Raw genomic sequence first — 15,072 nt, forward strand, 5'->3', positions numbered from 1 at the left:
GAGCAGCAGACAATGCGCACCATTGCGCTGCCCGCATTCAAACCAGGAGATTTTGTGACCGCTGACCTCGTCATAGTAGGGTCCGGCTTTTTTGGCCTGACGATCGCAGAACAGGCCGCTACTGAGCTCGGCTTGAAGGTTGTCGTCATCGACCGCCGCCACCACATCGGCGGCAATGCCTACAGCGAAAAAGAAGAGCAAACGGGTATCGAAGTGCACCGCTATGGTGCCCACCTGTTCCACACATCCAACGAGCGCGTGTGGGAGTACGTCAACCGGTTTACCACCTTCACGAACTATGTCCACAAGGTTTACGGCGTGCACAAGGGCGAGGTCTACTCCCTGCCGATCAACCTGGCCACAATCAACCAGTTCTTCCGCGCCAACCTGACCCCTGGCCAGGCGAGGGACCTCATCCAGGAGCAGGCCGGCGAGCTTGCCGGAACTGATCCGCAGAACCTCAATGACAAGGGCATCCAGCTGATCGGCCGGCCCCTGTATGAGGCTTTCATCAAGCACTACACCGGCAAACAGTGGCAGACGGACCCGAAAGACCTGCCGGCCGGCATCATCTCGCGGCTGCCTGTTCGCTACAACTACGACAACCGGTACTTCAACGACAAGTACGAGGGCCTGCCCACAAACGGTTACACAGCGTGGATTGAAAAGATGGCCGAGCACCCGAACATCGAGGTCCGGCTGAACACCGACTTTTTTGACGAGTCGCACGAGTACAGCAAAAACAAAGTTGTCGGCAACATCCCGGTGATCTACACGGGCCCGGTCGACCGGTACTTTGACTACGCTGAAGGCGACCTGTCCTGGCGCACCATTGACTTCGAGGAAGAGGTCCTGGAGGTCGGGGACTTCCAGGGAACGTCGGTAGTGAACTACAACGACGACGACGTGGCGTACACCCGTGTCATCGAACCCCGCCACTTCCACCCCGAGCGTGATTACCAGACAGAAAAGACGGTCATCATGCGCGAGTTCTCGCGCTTTGCCGAGAAGGACGACGAGCCGTACTACCCAATTAACACCTCTGCAGACCGCGACCGGTTGCTCAAGTACCGTGACCTGGCAGCGGCGGAGAAGGACGTCCTGTTCGGCGGCCGGCTGGGAACGTACAAATACCTCGACATGCACATGGCCATCGGGTCCGCGCTGAGCATGTTCGACAACAGGATCCGGCCGCACTTTGAGAGCGGCGTACAGCTGGAAAGCGGAGGCGTGGACGCATGACTACTACTGAAGAGACGTCCTCATGGAGCGTTCTTCAGCGAGTGATCCTCCCTTCCGCCGACCAGACAGACACCATCCCGCTCTACGTGGATGCCGGTCCGGCGAGTGGTATCCGTCTGCGGGAGAATGACGAACTGGCGCGCTCGCCTAAGCTGCCCGAAGACAAACTGCAGATGTTCAGCTCCGGCCTGAGCCAGGCGCACTTCGAGGACTTACTCTCACGGGCATCCATGCGGGTTCGAGCCGGCGAGCAGATTTCCTTCGGCACCTATTTCAATGCATTCCCCGCGAGTTATTGGCGGCGGTGGACTTCCGTGCGCGATATCCGGCTGGTTGTCAGGACAAGCGGCGCGGGAACGGTCACTGTCTACAAGTCAAATGCCCGAGGATCCGTGCAGCGCGTCGATGGGCGCCACGTCGAAGCGGATACCACCTCGGTTTTCGAGCTATCGCTCAAACCATTTGGTGACGGCGGCTGGTACTGGTTTGACCTCGCTGCCACCACCGACGGACTGGTGCTGGAAAGCGGACAGTGGGAGACGGCGGAGGCCGCCCGTGAAAACGGGCAGGTGACCCTGGAAATCACCACGATGAACAAGCCCGAGTTCTGCCTCACCAACGCCCGGATCCTTGCGGAGAACCCGGACGTCCTCACCAACGTCAAGGAAATCCTGATCGTGGACCAAGGCACGGAGAAGGTGGAGGACCAGGAGGGTTTCGCTGAAGTAAAAGCGTCCCTCGGGGGCAAGCTGCGGGTGATCAACCAGGCAAACCTGGGCGGTTCCGGCGGCTTTGCCCGCGGCATGTACGAGGCCGTTGAGAACGGCAGCGACTACGTGCTGCTGCTTGACGACGACATTGTTGTGGAGCCCGAAAGCATTGTCCGGCTTCTTACGTTCGCCGACCGTTGCCGCAGGCCCACAATCGTCGGCGGACACATGTTTGACCTGTACAGCCGCAGCGTCCTGCATACTTTCGGTGAGGTCGTCGATCCTTACCGGATTGTGCCGGCCCAGCCACACGCCGACATGGAGCTCCGCCACGACTTCAGCGTCGCCAACCTCCGCCAGACTGCCTGGCTGCACCGCCGGGTGGATGTCGACTATAACGGCTGGTGGATGTGCCTCATCCCAACAAAGGTGATCGAAGAAATCGGGCTCTCCCTTCCGCTGTTCATCAAGTGGGACGACGCCGAGTACGGTCTGCGTGCCCGGGAGGCCGGCTTCGCGACAGTATCGATGCCGGGCGCAGCGGTCTGGCACGTCTCCTGGGCTGACAAAGACGACATGGTCGGATGGCAGTCATACTTCCACGGACGCAACAGGCTGATCACTACCCTCATCCACAGCCCCTACCCGAAAGGTGGGCGGGTGTTGAGGGAATCCGTCCAGGCTGACGTCAAGCACCTTGTATCAATGCAGTACTTCACCGAGCACGGCCGGATTGAAGCACTCAAGGATATTTTCAAGGGACCCGATGACCTCCACGGGGTCCTGGCCACCCGTCTTCCTGAGATCAATGCACTGAAGTCCGAATACCCGGACGCCCAGTTGAAGGACGACGTCGACGACTTCCCGGCGCCGAAGCTGGGCCGCGGCCCCATGGGGGGCGCTCCGATTGGTATGCCGCGCAAAAAGGACCTTGTTCCCTGGGGTATCAAGACCGTGTCGCGGCAGCTGGTGCAGACCCCCGCGCCCGAGAGCTCCGAACGTCCGCAGGGCTTCCTGGCACACCGCGACAACCGATGGTTCCGGCTGGCCCACTACGACAGCGTCATTGTGTCCAACGCCGAGGGCACCGGGGCCTCCTGGTACCGCCGTGATCCCAAAAAGCTTAAGTCGATGCTGGCCGAGGCCACCCGTTTGCACCTTCGGCTCTACCGCGAGTGGGACAAGCTGGCTGAGCAGTACCGCCGTGCAGTTCCGGAGATCACTTCGATGGCGGCCTGGAAGAAGACGTTCGACGCCGACTCCCAGGAAGGCCGCTAAATGGGGAGCCAGATTGACGAGCTGGTTAAGCCCGGGACAGGCCGGGGTCTCCTCGACATCTACGGTGACCGCTTCCTTCTGAAGCTGCTGGTACGCAAGGAAATCAAAATCCGCTACCGCGGATCCGTGCTCGGGCTGATGTGGTCCTATGTGAAACCGCTGATGCAGTTTCTCATCTACTTCATCGCGTTGGGCGTCTTCCTGAACCTTGAGCAAGGGACACCGAACTACGCCATTTATCTCTTTTCGGGCATTGTCCTGGTCAACTTCTTCACGGAGTCTTTGTCCAATGCCACCCGTTCCATCGTGGATAACCGGGACCTCATCCGGAAAATCTACCTCCCGCGGGAGTTGTTTCCGGCGGCGACCGTGTGGGTCTCGGCGGCTCACTTCCTGCCGCAACTGCTGGTGCTGGTGGCGGCGTGCCTGGTTGTGGGCTGGACGCCGTCTGTCCTGCAACTGGCCGCTGCCGTCCTGATCTTCTTCATGATGGCAGTGCTGGCCACCGGCCTGGGCCTGATGTTTGGCGCCGTCAACGTCTATTTCCGCGACTCCGAGAACATCGTGGACATGATCGTTATGGTTGTCACCTGGGCCTCGCCTGTTCTTTACGTCTGGACCATGGTGGAGCGCGTCATGGGGCCCTGGTACTGGGTCTACCAGCTGAACCCGATCACCACCGCAGTCGAGGTCTTCCACTGGACTTTCTGGGAACCGACGCTGAAGGCGGACCAGGTGGTCAGCGACACCATGCCCCCCGACCTTCTCGGCTTCTGGCTCCCGATGTCGCTGCTCATCTCTCTCGCCATCCTGTTCCTTGGTCAGTTGATGTTCCGCCGCCTTTCCGTACATTTCGCCCAGGAGCTTTGACATGACCTCGCATGGCCACGTAGCCATTAGCTGCACCGGACTCCGGAAGCAGTTCGTCCTGCGGCACACCCGCTCCCTCAAGGAAGCTCTCGTGTGGCTGGTCAAGGGCCGCAAGGGCGATCTCTCCAAGAGGTTCCTTGCACTCAAGGACGTCTCGCTCGAAGTGAAACAGGGAGAGACCGTGGCTCTCATGGGACTTAACGGTTCCGGTAAATCGACTTTGTTGAAGCTGATCTCAGGCGTGCTGCAGCCGGACGGCGGAACAGTGCGGACGCGTGGCCGGGTAGCAGGACTGATCGAGGTCGGGGCCGGCTTCCATCATGACCTCAGCGGACGGGACAACGTTTATCTGAACGGCGCCATCCTGGGTATGTCGGAGAAGCACATCGATGAAATGTTCGACTCCATCGTGGAGTTCTCCGAGATCGGTGAGTTCATCGACACCGAAGTAAAGTTCTATTCCTCGGGCATGTACCTCCGGTTGGCGTTCTCCATCGCGGTACATACGGACCCCGAGGTCTTCCTTATTGACGAAATCCTCGCCGTCGGCGACGAACCCTTCCAGCGCAAGTGCATTGCGAAAATCAAGGAACTGTCGGACAAAGGCAAGACGCTTTTTGTTGTAAGCCATGACCTGGACCTCGTTTCTACAGTATGTGAGCGCGGTGTCCTGTTGGAACACGGTGAAGTGTTGATGGACGGACCCGTCCGGGACGTGGTGGCGCAGCTCAGGCGACGGTCAGCAGCCTGAGTCCGGTCACATGCATGCCGTTGTGGACGGTAGGGCTGGAAGCATCGGGGTACCCTTGAACGTGTGCCGCTGCAGGTCGGCGCCTCATCAACGGGTGCTTTACGAAGAGATTTGATGGATGAGGAGCAGGAGTGACGGAGCAGCCCACTCTCGTGCGATCTGAGCTGCGGCGCTCCGGGTCCACGGGCGTGCGCAAGGATATTCAGGCGTTGAGGGCTGTCGCTGTCGGCCTTGTGGTTATCAACCATCTGTGGCCGGAACTGCTCCCGGGCGGCTACGTCGGCGTCGACGTTTTCTTCGTCATCTCGGGTTACTTGATCACCAAGCATCTCCTTGCACAACTCGACGAAACCGGCAGACTCCGTCTTGCTAGGTTCTACGCCCGCCGTGCGAAGCGGCTGCTGCCCGCAGCACTGCTTGTTGGTGGAGTTTCCTTGGCGGCAGTCTGGATCATGCTTCCCTTCTCACGTTGGACGAGCGTGGCGCAGGAAACGCTTGCGTCAGTTTTTTACATTGAGAACTGGGTGCTCGCCGCCAAGTCGGTAGACTATTCGGCTCACAATGAGCAGGCGTCGACGGTTCAGCACTACTGGTCCTTGTCGGTGGAAGAACAGTTCTACCTCATCTGGCCCCTGTTGTTGCTCGGTTTGTTTGTGCTCGCCCGACGGAAATCCGCTGGCAACAGAGTTGTGCGGCTTTTGGGCATGGGCGTTGTGTTCGCGGCGTCGCTGGCGTTTAGCATCTATTTCACAGAGACCAGCAAGAGCCAGGCGTACTTCGTCACACCCACGCGTGCATACGAGTTTGCAGCCGGGGCGCTCATTGCATTGGCCGCCTTTGAGCGCGTCCCCCAGTCCGTGGCTGCATACTGGAACATCAGGGGCTGCCTGCAGTGGCTTGGCTACGGTTTGATTCTCGTCGCCGCGCTTGCGTTCACTCAACAGACAGAGTTTCCGGGCTACTTAGCCCTAATTCCGGTCTTCGGAACGGTTCTAGTCATCGTCTCAGGACCCCGCGGGCCCTTGTGGTCACCCAACGTTCCGTTGAACGCCCGCCCGGTCCAGTATTTGGGTGACATTTCATACTCTTTGTATCTGTGGCACTGGCCGCTCATCGTGCTGGGCCCGAGTCTGCTCAGCCGTGAATTATCCACAACGGATCGGTTCGGCCTGCTCGCAATCGCACTTCTGCTGTCGGGACTAACCAAGAAATTTGTCGAGGACCCGGGCCGCAGCAAACTGTTTGCACAATCCAAACCGCGAGTAACGCTGCTGTCAACGGTGGCCGCGATGTCGGTTATGGCTTTGCTGTGTGGTGCACTCCTTGCGGGCGCGGGAGCAGCTCAAAGCGCCGAAGCCCAGCGTATTAGTGACCTCCAGAATGGGCCGTGCTATGGAGGGCGCAGTATGAATCCGGAGAACTCCTGTCCGAATGCCTTCAGCGATCCACTCGTGAACAACGTTGGCCCGGCGGAAGCGCCCTGGTTCTCTGAACCCGAGTGCAAGCTGGCATCCAATCCGATTACCGTGCAGGACAAGAAATACCTGAACGAGTGTGACTTCTCCGACGGGAAACAGGGGGCTGCCGACGTCTGGCTCGTGGGAGATTCACATGCGGAGCAGTGGAAGGTGGGCATTATCGAGCTGGCCCGAAAAAACGGTTGGCGGCTACATGAAAGTCTTCTCGGCGGCTGCCCGGTCATTGACGCCACGCGGGTGGCCTTTATGGATGTCCGCACCCGTAGCACTGCGGTTCAGCAGCGCTGCCTCGAGTGGAGCCGGCTGGTCTCCGACCGCATTCTGACTGAGAAACCGGACATGGTGTTTGTTTCATCGTTCGGGTCCAAGGAGACTGTCGATGATGGGAGCGGTGGCTCGCAGGTTGAGCAATATGCCTCCGGAGTCCGGTCCAGGATCGGTGCCTGGGCAGAGAACGGCACGCGCATCTTCCTGTTGCGGGACACTCCGCTGACGCTAAATAAGACCACCTCCGAATGTCTGGCACGCAACCGCGGGAACGCACCGGCATGCGCTAATGACCGCACCGTGGCGCTGCCGCCGGATCCTATGGCGGAAGGCGTCAGAAAACTTGGCTCTGCCAACGCGCATGTGCTGGACTTGTCCGACCAGTTCTGCGATTTACGTAGTTGTTATGCCGCCATCGGCGGCTTGCACGTCTACTTTGACGCCGATCACGTGTCAAGGAGCTATATAAGATCTTTGCAGCCCGTCCTTGAGTCACGCTTCCGCGAGGCTTCCGGATGATTTCGCTGCAACTGTATACGCGGACTTGTCCGTTTGCCGTTTCCGGGATGAGTACATCCAACGAGTTGCTGAGGATTGAATAGATGGCCATGAAGGACAGCGCAGTACAGGTGTTTAAACGGCGCGGTTTCCTTGCGTTCATGGGTGCACTGCCCTTGGCGCTCGCTTCCTGCGCGCAGGAGTCGAAGACCGTGGTGGCGACCGCCAGCGCCGATGCCTTCCCCGTTACTGTCGACCACGAGTTTGGCTCAACCATCCTCGACGCTCCGCCGCAACACGTGGTGGTCCTGGGCGCCGCGGAAGCAGATATCTGCACGGCCCTGGGACTCGGTCCTGGGGGCATGTCCAAAACCGCGCAGACTCCCTGGTTCACTGTGGCCTTGAGGGCAATCGACGGGCCCGTTCCATACTTCTTCAACGACCGGCACGGGATACCGGTTGAGGAAATTAAGACGCTGAAGCCGGACGTAATCTTGGGTCTCGGGTCAAGCTTGTCGCGAGACACATATATCGAGCTGTCAGAATTTGCGCCTGTAGTAATTCCGGCGAAGAACCAAGCAGTACGTGACTGGCGGTCGAATGTCAGGCTCATCGGCCGCGTCCTGGGCCGTGAAGACGCGGCGAAGGCTCTGATCGACACAACGCAGGATGCAATCAAGTCCGCAGGTCAGGACTACCCTGGACTCCCGGGGTCCACTGTTCTGTACCTCAGCGCGTCTTCCGTTCCCGGTGCAGATATTCGCGTCTTCTCCGATTCCTCCCTGCCCGTGAAACTCCTGAAGGAATTCGGGCTGGCCAACGCGCCCGCCTTGGACTTTGTTAAGGCTCAGGGGCGACCCGCGGATACCTCGGAATCCCCGGCCTCCTACTGGCTGCCAAACGAGCGGGCATCGGTACTTTCCGCCGATGTCTTGATTGTTTCAATTGGAGCCGACGACATGGCTGCCTTTAAGGCGAAGGGGGCGGTGCCTTCATTGCCAGCCTTCGGGAAGGGGCAGGTCTATTTCGTGTCAGGTAATGAGGCTTTGTCGATGGAACTGGGCTCCCCGCTTGGCATCGCCTGGGCCGGAAGAAACATCGTTCCTGAAATTGCCAAGGCGGCTTATCTGTCAACGACCAGATAGGGAAGGAGTACGACGGCGGTTCGGCAGCCCCCAGGTCCCATTCCGGGGCAATGTCGGGACGTTTAGGGCCTTGACCGCGTCGCTCCGATTCAATCCCTGTCCGCGCAACTGCAGGTACTCTTCGCGCGGGGGTGACTGGCAGGCCGACTCGCGATACCCGCCTTCCGTGCCCAACGGAACCCCGTGTTCAGATTCAGGCTGAGCTCGGCAGCAGCAACAGTGACGCTTCCAACCCGCTCCAGAGCTGAGAAGAACTCACTGTCGCGCTTCCGAGTCGATCATAAGCCCGGAAGAACTCTTTTCTCTGCTGAACAGTTGATCTCCGATACTTCCGAGGCCCCACGGTTACATTGCTTAGAATGCGGCACGGTCGTTGCAACTCCCAAATTTCTGGGTGTTGCAGCGACCGTTAGGAGCCAAGCCCACGCGCTGGACGGCCGCCGTCATTGACGGTCAGCCGCAAGCGGTTACCCGGAACAGTCTGGCCTTGCCGACGGCCTTGACCAGTTCCACGCCGGGGGCCGAATTATCGGCAAGGTCTCGAACGCCGAGGAGGGGTTCGGCGCGGGGGGTGATTTCGGTATCGCCCAAGTCAAGGGCCCAGTAGGCTTTCAGGTCATGAATGGCCGGGCAGACGCGGGGGTTGTACGCAGCCTCGCTCCAGTGGTCCAGAAGCAGCTGTTCCTGTTCTGTCCTGATGCCGAAAATGTGCGGCGCAACGGTTCGCCGTCCGCTGAACGCATAGACCAGCGCCGCGCCCGTCCGGGGGTTGCCGACGATGACATCGGTGGCTGGGACCAGCCCGGCCACCTCGTTGAACAGGGCGACTTCATCGGTGCTCACAAGGCCAGACACATCACTGGTCGTGAACACTGTTTGAAGACGGTTCTGCACTCCGCTTAGCGATCCACCCTGGACGCCGAGGCCGAGGGCCAGGAGAACCGCGCACCCCGCGGCCACTCCCGTGCTGCCCGGGAACCTGGTAATGAGTCGGGAGGCGGCTTTCGGCAATGGACCGGTATTGCTGGCCGCCTGGCCCACGAACGTACCCGCAAGCCAGCGCACGCGCCAAACGATCCATTCTGCACCCAAGACAACAATTGGCAGAGTGACCATCGGCAGAAGGGCCGCAAGGCGGTAGCTGTCGGTATACCAGACCCCAGTGAGGAAATCTCGGAAAGCGCCGTTTGACCAGCTCGAGACCACGATAAAAAGGACACCGCCAACGGCGTACATGCCTGCCACCCACCACAGCCGCCGGAAATGGCGTGCAATGACATAAAGACCGATGATCGTCAGGATCAGAAGGAGCCAAGCCGTCGTAGTTCCCATCGGGGCACTGCCCAGAATTTCGCCGAGGGCCTTCGCGTTGGTCTGGAACGAAGTCCACCCCGCCGTAGCGAGGCTAGGGCGGACGACGGTCCAAACACCCAGAGTCACCACAGCGTAGCTGGCAGTAAACGCCAGCCATCTCCAGGCGCTGGACTTGGTTGAAGCACCGTTCCTGGCGGCGATGACGGCCCGTACGCAGGCGGCCACGACCACGGGACAGGCAAAACCGAGGAGCGCCACGAAGGCGCTGGGGTGGGAGAGTGCAAGGCCAGGCAGAGTGGCCAGCAGGGCCAGCCCGGGGGGCAGCCACGATCGTCCGGGGGTACGCGACATGCCGAGGGCTTCAATGGCGAGACCCAGCACCGCCGGAAGAAGGGCGAGCGCCGCGTGGTTCGGATACAGAACGCCATAGGCGACCATAAGGTAGGGGAAGGCGCTGAAACCGGCAGACAGCACGCCGGCCGCGAGCAGCGGCATCGGCCGGTAACCGACCACCCTGCTGATGAGAAAGATGCACGCCAGAGGCCAGACGACCGCACCGGTGATGATTGTCCCGACGTTCACAGCGACCATTACCGAGGGTGCGCCGAGCATAAGTACCAGAGCCATGGAGTCATGCATTGCTGCCGGGTAGAGCCCGCGGGATGCCTCGGTGAGGTTGCCCAGAATGAGCGTCGAACCATTTTGGGTCTCTGCAATGTGGCGGACGGCATTGAGATGATAAATGTTATCGAAGGTCTCGGAGAAGCTCTCCGGGGAACCGAAGCCAACGATGTACCTCGCGCCGATGATCAGTGCTGGAAACAGGACGGCTACCGGGACGGCAAGCCGCGACACCCAGACACCTGTGTCTGAGGCGGATAAGCGGACGTTCGACTCGAGGCTCCATTGAGTGGTGAGCCCGTCCCGTTCCCGGCGCAGCCGGAGCAGGCGACTGGCGGCCAGCACCAGCACGGCGAGCAAGCCCGCGACGGCGAAATACGTGACGGGGTTAAACGGGAGCCGCAGGTAGGGCAGTACGACAGCTACAGAGCCGGCTACCGAAGCTGAGACCGGTGCCGCCAGCGCGGCAAGATTGAGCCGCCGCACTCCAGCTGCGGCAAGGATCAGCAGGCCCGGCAGGAAGTAGACCAGTAATGTTGCGGCGAACGTAGGGAGGGTTTCCCACCAAGTCATCGATCAAGCTCCTCATAAGTCACACCCAACCTTACAAGGATGGGCAACTTGCTTGGAATTCGCGGGCATGGGGGGAGATACGCCGTGGTGTCAGGTCCGCACGTCGTTTCATGCCGTCAAGGGGACGCGCTCTCACCGCTATACTTGCAAATCATGGGTAACTCACAGCGATCTGGCGTGCTCATTGTCATGCCAGCGTGGAACGAAGCAGAAGCGATCGGAAATACCATCCGCCACGTGTTATCTACAGTTCCTCAGCATGACGTTCTGGTCGTCGACGACGGCTCCAAGGACGACACGCCCCGGATCGCCCAGGAAGCCGGGGCCACGGTGCTTCGTTTGCCGTTTAACCTTGGCGTCGGCGGGGCCATGCGGGCAGGGTTCAAATACGCTCTCCGCAACAGGTACCGGGCCGTTATACAGGTGGATGCTGACGGGCAACACGATCCGCACGATATCGATCGCGTCCTGGCAGGCCTCGAACATGCGGATATTTCAATCGGTGCAAGGTTCGCGGGCAAAGGCAATTATGGTGCCAAGGGTCCTCGCCGTTGGGCTATGTTTTTTCTCGCCAAGGTCATTTCCGGCATTGCCGGGACGAGCCTCACCGACGTGACGTCCGGGTTTCGCGCCGCGAACGAGACTGCGATTCGGCAATATATTTCGCACTTTCCGGCTGAATACCTGGGCGACACCATCGACTCCCTTGTGGTGGCGATCAAGTCCGGCTGCACGGTAACGCAGGTGCCTGTGGAGATGAAAGCACGTCAGGCGGGCACCCCCAGCCAGGGTCCGGTAAAGGCTTCAATCTACTTAGCCAGGTCCGGGCTTGTTCTGTGTTTTGCGCTGGCGCGCCGCAGGACACCCCGGGTAACCGAATTACATGCGCCGCTGTCCGGCGACATCGCCGGAGAGGGAAGTGCCTAAGGAATGAACGTTGCAGGTTCCTTGATTCTCGCCATCATTATGGTGGCGGTTGTCCTTGTTATGCTCCGCAATGGCCGTCTTCGTGAGAAGTACGCCGTTCTGTGGCTTGTCATCGGTGGTCTCACGATCATTTTGGGCCTCTTTCCTCGACTGCTGAACTGGGCAGCGTCGATGGTTGGCGTGGTAGTCCCCGCCAATTTGCTCTTCTCCCTTTCGATCCTGCTGCTGGTGGGCGTCAGTCTTCATGTTTCCCGTGAACTGACCATCCTGGAAGACGAAACCAGAATTCTCGCTGAAGAAGTGGCTATCCTTCGCGGCGGATTCGAGCAACTGCAGGAACAGATCAGCCTTACCCAGCCGACAGCAGACGACGGTCCCTCGGGACCCGGAACACCGCCCACCGAGAGAAGATGATAGTGACTATTGACGTAATGTTCCCGTACTACGGCGACGTGGCCATGATGAAAGCCGCGGTCGACTCGGTACTCGCACAGGACGACAGGGACTTCCGCTTCACGATCGTGGATGACGGGTATCCTGATGACAGCTTGCCGGACTACTTCGCCGCCCTCGTGGCAGGCGACGATCGCGTACGCTACTTCCGTAACGAACAGAACCTTGGTGCCAACGGCAACTACAAGAAGTGCGTGGGCCTGGTTGAGCACGAGGTCGTGGTCATTATGGGTGCGGACGACGTTATGCTCCCGAACTACATCAGCACCGTACGCAAGGCATTCCAGGATCCCTCCGTCAGCATCGTGCAGCCGGGCGTGGAAGTCATCGACGAGAACGGCGCCGTCTATGCGCCCCTGGGCGACAAGGTCAAGCAGTACCTTCGGCAGCGGTTGGTGGGCCAGTCCTCAGAGGCAATTGTCTCAGGGGAAGCGATTGCTGAGAGCCTTATGGTCGGCGACTGGTTGTACTTCCCGTCCGTCGCCTGGCGCGCCGAAGCGGTTAAGAAGCATGACTTCAGGCCCCAGTACGACGTCGTCCAGGACCTTGCCCTGGCTATCGACATCATCCTCAGCGGGGGGAAGATGGCTGTGCTGGACACCGTCTGCTTCCAGTACCGCCGCCACCGTGAGTCCGACTCGTCCGTCCGCGCCTTGGACGGCCGGCGCTTTGCCGAGGAGCGCGCCTTCTTCGACGAGTGCGTACGCGACTTCAGCGCCAAGGGCTGGGAAGGTGCCGCTCGTGCGGCACGCTGGCACCTGACTTCGCGCCTTAACGCCGCATCGCTTACTCCGAAGGTGGTCTCAAAGGGAATGTGGCCGGGCCTGCGCAAGTTGGTGGCCCACGCCGTCCGGCCCTAATGGTCAGGGCAGCCATTCCAGATCCACGTTTCGACCCAAGGGGCCGTTGACCACTTTATGGACATTCAAAATCACTACTACGGACACTCGGCCGTTTTTGCCCGCTACATCGGCGCTAAGCGGCTGCGCCATGTTGCCGGTCTGATCCAGCACGGCTGGACGGTCAGCAGCCCGGTTACCGCTCAGTTCGGTGACTTCGCCGATTGGGGTCCTTCCCGAAGGCGGCTCTCCTGGACCAGCACGTCGCGCGCCTGGAGTCCAGCAGACCCAGGAAACTTCTTCGAAGACGGCACCAATATGCTGACCGCCGTGGGTGCTCCCTATCTGTACTTGCTGCAGGCCGCAAAGGACTCGGGCTCGTTGCCGCCGCGTGGGGAAAAGGCCTTGGTCTTGCCACTTCACGGAACCGCGCTGTTAAAGGTCGACGGCGACCATGACGCCTACGCGCAAATGGTGCGGGAGCAAGATGGACCCGCCCGGGTCTGCTTGCATATTGATGACCTGCATGATGACGTCATTCTTTCTGCATGGAAGGCCGCCGGTCATGAGGTCGTCAGTGCCGGGGACCGCAGGGACCCAAAGTTCATCGGGCGAATTTTGACCATGATGTCTGAGGCCCGGAGAGTCGTCTCCAACCGTCTCTCCACATCAATCATGTACGCCGCGGTCAGTGGAGCTGAAGTGGCCATCTACGGCCCCGACTTTAAGCTCGGCCACAATGCTGCAGCGGATCCCGGTCTTATCATGCGTGACATTTGGCCCGAGTTCTACGATGAAACCACCCCGCAGTCGGTTCTCATCAAACTCGCGGAAGCGGAGTTGGGCCTTGGTGATATGAGGAGGCCGGAAGAGCTCAAGCACCTGCTGGGGTGGGATAAGAGCACGGCTGGCCCATTTCTTGAGTACTGGGCGAGCGGCCCTCTAACTAAGGTGCAAACCGTCCTGGGCCTCAAGAAGGTGCCAGAGGGGGCTCATGCGACAGAGGCGGGCCTGTCCCCTTGGCACTGGATGCGGCACCCGCTGAAGCACCTGCCGTCTCCTTTGCCCCAATTACCCGCGCTGGCCCCCGTTGAGCCGCTCCACGCCTGACAGTGCCAGACGACGGCGGCCCCATCAACGGGGCTGCCGTCGCATGCATTTTGCCGAGGTCAGTCCTCTTCGGACGTCGGCGAATAACCGGGAAGCGGCGCCAACCCGGCCTTAACGGCGGCTTCCAGCAGGAGGAATTCGCCTTCGTCATCAATGCTAAAAGACCGTGACTCCGGGATTTCCACGTATCCGTGCGTTCCTTCGTCGAACCAGCTGGTCTCCAGTCGGTGGATATATTCCGCCCTCCATACGTAGAAGCTGCCGTTGATTCGAAGAAAGCGCGGGACATCCTGCCGGCGAATAACACCCGTGCCTTCTTCAAAGTATCGCTCCAAAACGTGGTCGCCCTCCGTTTTGGGCTTGACGCCTACCCAAATCGGGTTAAACGAGGGCTCAGACACAGAAATGACGCCGTCCAACTCCGGGCTGCTCGCAATGCGCTCCACTGCGTCCGCGATATCGCTGGCAAGTCTCGTTGGGCTGGTCGGATCCAGCAGAAGAACCAGGTCGTACGTTGTTCCGTCCATCTCTTCCATCGTTTGAAGTGCATGCCGGAGAACCACGCTCATGGGCGCCGTATCATTGGCCAGTTCGGCGGGCCTCAGGAATGGAACATCTCCGCCGGCTTCACGGGCCGCAGCGGCAATGGCAGCGTCGTCCGTAGAAATAATGGTCCGCACGTTCGGCCCCAGAGTGGAGGCCAGCAGGATGGTGTGCGCGATGAGAGGTTTTCCCATCAGCGGACGGATGTTCTTGCCGGGAAGTCCCTTTGAACCGCCACGTGCTGGGATGACGGCAAGGATCTTCAGTTCAGGCGAATTATCGTTCATTGTTAGTTTCAACCTCATATGGTGGGGGTGGCAGCACTCGCCGCAAGGCATTTAGTACAACAGTACATTTGTCTGTTGAGGAGTCCTTGATTCGCGCTGCACGCAGCCTTCCCGCAGTGCCGCGTCCCGCCAAAGTATGATGTCAAGGGCATTTGGTGCGCGGTGC

12 protein-coding genes are annotated in these 15,072 nt (G+C 60.1%); 10 read left to right on the forward strand and 2 right to left on the reverse strand.

Annotation, left to right across the window (positions count from 1 at the left end; all coding sequences use genetic code 11):
* Window positions 1–54 precede the first annotated feature (54 nt).
* The 6 genes from glf (at window position 55) to QFZ70_RS06085 (ending at window position 8,239) form a co-directional block, all read left to right on the forward strand.
* Window positions 55–1,242, forward strand: a complete 1,188-nt coding sequence (gene glf / locus QFZ70_RS06060) for a UDP-galactopyranose mutase (protein WP_307094530.1) — start codon at window positions 55–57, stop codon at window positions 1,240–1,242.
* Window positions 1,239–3,230 carry a glycosyltransferase gene (locus QFZ70_RS06065; protein ID WP_307094531.1) on the forward strand — a complete coding sequence of 664 codons (1,992 nt, stop codon included), beginning with the start codon at window positions 1,239–1,241 and terminating at the stop codon, window positions 3,228–3,230. The genes glf and QFZ70_RS06065 overlap by 4 nt, the downstream gene beginning before the upstream one ends.
* Window positions 3,231–4,100 carry an ABC transporter permease gene (locus QFZ70_RS06070; protein ID WP_307094532.1) on the forward strand — a complete coding sequence of 290 codons (870 nt, stop codon included), beginning with the start codon at window positions 3,231–3,233 and terminating at the stop codon, window positions 4,098–4,100.
* 1 nt (window position 4,101) lies between these two features.
* The gene (locus QFZ70_RS06075) at window positions 4,102–4,851 is read left to right on the forward strand and encodes an ABC transporter ATP-binding protein (protein WP_307094533.1); all 750 of its coding nucleotides are present in this window, start codon (window positions 4,102–4,104) and stop codon (window positions 4,849–4,851) included.
* Window positions 4,852–4,982: 131 nt separating this feature from the next.
* Window positions 4,983–7,115: an acyltransferase family protein gene (locus QFZ70_RS06080; protein WP_307094534.1), complete on the forward strand. Its 2,133-nt coding sequence runs from the start codon at window positions 4,983–4,985 to the stop codon at window positions 7,113–7,115.
* A gap of 83 nt (window positions 7,116–7,198) precedes the next feature.
* Window positions 7,199–8,239, forward strand: coding sequence for an ABC transporter substrate-binding protein (locus QFZ70_RS06085; RefSeq protein ID WP_307094535.1), 1,041 nt, complete (start codon window positions 7,199–7,201; stop codon window positions 8,237–8,239).
* Window positions 8,240–8,692: 453 nt separating this feature from the next.
* Here QFZ70_RS06085 and QFZ70_RS06090 read toward each other — a convergent pair whose 3' ends face one another.
* Window positions 8,693–10,747 (reverse strand): DUF6541 family protein, encoded by a 2,055-nt coding sequence (locus tag QFZ70_RS06090; RefSeq protein ID WP_307094536.1) that lies wholly within the window; start codon window positions 10,745–10,747, stop codon window positions 8,693–8,695.
* 153 nt (window positions 10,748–10,900) lie between these two features.
* Here QFZ70_RS06090 and QFZ70_RS06095 point away from each other — a divergent pair, with 153 nt between their 5' ends.
* From QFZ70_RS06095 to QFZ70_RS06110, 4 genes are read left to right on the forward strand one after another with little or no spacing between them, the layout of a single operon-like run.
* A complete protein-coding gene (locus QFZ70_RS06095; protein ID WP_307094537.1) occupies window positions 10,901–11,674 on the forward strand; it encodes a glycosyltransferase family 2 protein in 774 nt (257 codons plus the stop codon).
* 3 nt (window positions 11,675–11,677) lie between these two features.
* Window positions 11,678–12,088, forward strand: coding sequence for a DUF2304 domain-containing protein (locus QFZ70_RS06100; RefSeq protein ID WP_307094538.1), 411 nt, complete (start codon window positions 11,678–11,680; stop codon window positions 12,086–12,088).
* A complete protein-coding gene (locus QFZ70_RS06105; protein WP_307094539.1) occupies window positions 12,085–12,987 on the forward strand; it encodes a glycosyltransferase family 2 protein in 903 nt (300 codons plus the stop codon). Before QFZ70_RS06100 ends, QFZ70_RS06105 begins: the two co-directional genes overlap by 4 nt.
* Window positions 12,988–13,044: 57 nt before the next feature.
* On the forward strand, window positions 13,045–14,076 hold the full coding sequence (locus QFZ70_RS06110; RefSeq protein ID WP_307094540.1) for a hypothetical protein: 1,032 nt from the start codon (window positions 13,045–13,047) through the stop codon (window positions 14,074–14,076).
* Between the two features lie 59 nt (window positions 14,077–14,135).
* Here QFZ70_RS06110 and QFZ70_RS06115 read toward each other — a convergent pair whose 3' ends face one another.
* The gene (locus QFZ70_RS06115; protein WP_307094541.1) at window positions 14,136–14,906 is read right to left on the reverse strand and encodes a cytidylyltransferase domain-containing protein; all 771 of its coding nucleotides are present in this window, start codon (window positions 14,904–14,906) and stop codon (window positions 14,136–14,138) included.
* Between the last annotated feature and the right edge of the window lie 166 nt (window positions 14,907–15,072).

Source organism: Arthrobacter sp. V1I9 (genome assembly GCF_030817075.1).
In the GTDB taxonomy this organism is placed as follows: Bacteria; Actinomycetota; Actinomycetes; order Actinomycetales; family Micrococcaceae; genus Arthrobacter.

Bases quoted from the DNA above. Each gene is read 5' to 3' on its own strand.
- QFZ70_RS06065 (WP_307094531.1), top strand. From the start codon at position 1,239: ATGACTACTACTGAAGAGACGTCCTCATGGAGCGTTCTTCAGCGAGTG.
- QFZ70_RS06090 (WP_307094536.1), bottom strand. From the start codon at position 10,747: ATGACTTGGTGGGAAACCCTCCCTACGTTCGCCGCAACATTACTGGTC.
- QFZ70_RS06115 (WP_307094541.1), bottom strand. From the start codon at position 14,906: ATGAACGATAATTCGCCTGAACTGAAGATCCTTGCCGTCATCCCAGCA.
- QFZ70_RS06100 (WP_307094538.1), top strand. From the start codon at position 11,678: ATGAACGTTGCAGGTTCCTTGATTCTCGCCATCATTATGGTGGCGGTT.
- QFZ70_RS06105 (WP_307094539.1), top strand. From the start codon at position 12,085: ATGATAGTGACTATTGACGTAATGTTCCCGTACTACGGCGACGTGGCC.
- QFZ70_RS06110 (WP_307094540.1), top strand. From the start codon at position 13,045: ATGGACATTCAAAATCACTACTACGGACACTCGGCCGTTTTTGCCCGC.
- QFZ70_RS06095 (WP_307094537.1), top strand. From the start codon at position 10,901: ATGGGTAACTCACAGCGATCTGGCGTGCTCATTGTCATGCCAGCGTGG.
- QFZ70_RS06075 (WP_307094533.1), top strand. From the start codon at position 4,102: ATGACCTCGCATGGCCACGTAGCCATTAGCTGCACCGGACTCCGGAAG.
- QFZ70_RS06085 (WP_307094535.1), top strand. From the start codon at position 7,199: ATGGCCATGAAGGACAGCGCAGTACAGGTGTTTAAACGGCGCGGTTTC.
- QFZ70_RS06070 (WP_307094532.1), top strand. From the start codon at position 3,231: ATGGGGAGCCAGATTGACGAGCTGGTTAAGCCCGGGACAGGCCGGGGT.